This window comes from Methylibium sp. T29-B (assembly GCF_000576225.1).
In the GTDB taxonomy this organism is placed as follows: domain Bacteria; phylum Pseudomonadota; class Gammaproteobacteria; order Burkholderiales; family Burkholderiaceae_C; genus Methylibium; species Methylibium petroleiphilum.
Window position 1 is genome coordinate 1 of sequence record NZ_AZSN01000268.1, and the last position, 3,012, is coordinate 3,012.

Sequence of the window (3,012 nt, forward strand, 5' to 3'; positions counted from 1 at the left end):
CCGTTTCTTCATGGAGCAAGCAGCCAAGGGCATTGCCACGGCCGGTGTGCTGGGCCCGCTGTGGCCGATGATCGCGAACTCCGCCGACATCTCGAAGGCCTACCCCGACGAGGTGATGTCGATCGACGCCTGGTCCAAGGGCAAGATCAAAACCGGCGATCTGATCGGGGCCGACAACGTCGACCTCGTCAAGGACCTGCTCGACCCGGTGGCCTACCACCAGGTCAAGACCATGGGCCGCAAGATCCGCATCGTGCCGACCACCCGCGACATCACGCGCATGTTCCCGGCCGAATACCTCGAGGCCACGCTGCGCAACCAGGGCAAGGCCAAGTTCGACGCGAATGGCAACGTCGTCAGCCCCGACGGCAAGCCGTGGCTCGGCGGCAACCCGTTCCCGGACGCCAAGACCGGCATCGAAGTGGCGGCCAACCTCACGATGTGCTGGGGCCGCAAGGACAACTCGATCACCGCGATCCGCGACTGGGAGGTCGCGCCCGACGGGTCGATGAGCTACCAGTACGACTTCGCCTGGGTCGAGCAGAACACCACGGCGCGTGCCGACGGCAAGGTCGTGCCGGGCGCCGACGAACTGCTGCGCTACAACGCCGTGTACTTCACCGGCCCGTCGGATGTGAAGGGCACCGGCTACCTGAACACCTGGTACTACGACCAGCGCAAGTTCCCCGAGCTCGTCGGCTACCTGCCGGCCTTCAAGCGCGTGCGCAAGTTCCCGACCAACCAGCGCTTCGAACCACTGGTGCCGGGGATGAACCTCTACCTGTCGGACGCCTGGGCGGCGGGCGACCCGATGCTGACGTGGGGCAACTACAAGATCGTCGGCCGCGGCCCCTTCCTCGGCGCGGTGTCGCAAAGCTGGTACGGCGACCGCCCGAACTGGGAGCGCCCGGTGCACGGCGGCCCGAAGAACCAGACCTTCTTCGAGACGCAGATGGAGCTGTGCCCCGATGTCGTGATCTTCGAAGCCGAGCCGACCGGCTACCCGCGTGCCCCGGTGGGCAAGAAGCGCGTGTGGGTCGACGTGCGCAACCAGATGTACGTCGCCTACATCACCTACGACCGCCGCGGCGAGATCTTCAAGTCCTTCGAGCCGCAGTACAGCTTCCAGGACAAGGGCGACAAGAAGTTGATGGACGGCAAGAACACGGCCTGGCACTGGACCGCGGTGCAGTGCTACAACTTCCAGGACGGTCGCATGACGCGCTTCCAGCCCGTCACGTCGATCACCGGCGGCATGTCCACGGCCTTCAACGTCGACGGTCTCTACGAGAAGTACATGACCCAGCAGGCACTGCAGCGCTGGGGACCTGAACATGCCCGAGCGTCAGCAACACGAGCGGTCCACCGCTCGCGGCGGCCGGACTCGGCCTGCCGCACTGCTCGCCCAGCTTGCGGCGGCCGCCGTGCTGCTGTGCGGGGGACGGTCTCGGCGGTGGCGCAGCCGCCGACGGCGCCGCTTCTGCCGCGCTGCAACGCCGGCCGCTCCGGCGCCCGCCGCGGCCGCTGCTGCACCTAGCGGCGGCGCCAAGCTTCTCCGCCACGGCACGGCGCACGACGCGCTGTACGACGTGGCGTTCGAGGGGGAGAGGGGGATTGCGGTGGGGGCGTTCGGCAACGTGCTCGTCACGGCCGATGGCGGGGCGACTTGGCAGGTGCAGCCCTTCCCGATGAAGCACCTGGCGCTGATGGCCGTGGCGATGCGCGAAGGCAAATGCATCGCCGTCGGCCAGACCGGCCTGGTGTATGCCGCAGCCGACTGCAAGACCTGGAAGGCTGCGCCCTCCATGACCAAGTCGCGCCTGCTCGCCGTGGACGTCAACCGCCAGGGCCTGGCCTACGCCGTGGGCGCCTTCGGCACCATCCTCAAGTCCACCGACTGGGGCCAGTCCTGGGCCGTGCAGACCGTCGACTGGAGCACCATCACCGACGACGGCGCCGAACCCCACCTCTACGACATCCACGTCGCCGAGGACGGCAGCGTCACCGCCGTGGGCGAATTCGAACTCGTCATGCGCAGCAGCGACGGCAAGCAGTGGAAGGCCCTGCACAAGGGCGAACGCTCCCTGTTCGGCCTGTCCGTCGTCGAGGGCGGCACCAAGATGTACGCCACCGGCCAGAGCGGCGCGCTGCTCAGCAGCGCCGACGGCGGCGCCACCTGGGTGTCGCACAAGACCGGCACCGGCGCCATCCTCACCGGCGTGCACGCCACGCCCAAGGGCGAAGTGCTCGCCAGCGGCATCAACGCCGTGGTGCTCAGCCGCGACGGCGGGGCCTCCTGGAGCCCGCTGAACTCCAAGCTCGTGCGCAACGCCTGGTACCAGGCCCTCGCAGCCAGCGAAGGCCCGGGCGGCAAGCGACGCGTGGTGGCGGTAGGAGCGGGTGGAACGATCCTGGAACTTGATCTTTGACCTACAACGAGGAGACAACAGCGTGAAGAAGATTCGTACAGAAATCTCTCAGCGGCACGCCATCGCAGTAGCTGCGTTGGTCGCGCTGTGCGGGTCGGCCCAGGCGGCCGAATGGGCCTTCTCGGGCTTCATCCGACAGGAGTTGGCGGTCAAGACCACCGACGACCAGAACCTCACGACCCAGAACGGCAACTCCACCAACGGAGTGACCTACCCCAACAACAGCGTGCTGTTCCCAGGTACCACGCTGACCCGCCCGGGCGAGTACAAGAAAGACGCCGACATCAACTGGTTCGCCACCCGCGTGGACCTCAACTTCGACGGCAAGCTCACCGAGTCACTCAAGGCCACCATCAAGCTGCGCGGCATCGTCGACGAGACCCGCGCCGTCGAAGACGCCTACGGCACGCGCACCGTCGGCGGCGCCAGCACCGGCGTGGGCGACATCAACTCCGGCAGCAGCTTCCGCCAGGCCTTCGGCGGCACCGCTGGCGGCCCGCTGGCCTACGCCACCGACCGCGCGCTGATCGACCTGCCCGCCTTCTACCTCGACTACAACAACGGCCCGCTGTGGCTGCGCGCG

At 67.7% G+C, this 3,012-nt stretch carries 2 protein-coding genes and 1 pseudogene; all 3 read left to right on the forward strand.

Annotated elements, in window-relative coordinates:
• The coding region (locus Y694_RS20870; protein ID WP_231497821.1) for a DUF1329 domain-containing protein at window positions 1-1,537 on the forward strand (1,537 nt) is incomplete at its 5' end.
• A gap of 82 nt (window positions 1,538-1,619) precedes the next feature.
• The gene (locus Y694_RS20875; RefSeq protein WP_231497822.1) at window positions 1,620-2,429 is read left to right on the forward strand and encodes a photosystem II stability/assembly factor-like protein; all 810 of its coding nucleotides are present in this window, start codon (window positions 1,620-1,622) and stop codon (window positions 2,427-2,429) included.
• Between the two features lie 22 nt (window positions 2,430-2,451).
• Window positions 2,452-3,012 (forward strand): annotated as a pseudogene (locus tag Y694_RS20880) (hypothetical protein); the annotation flags it as partial.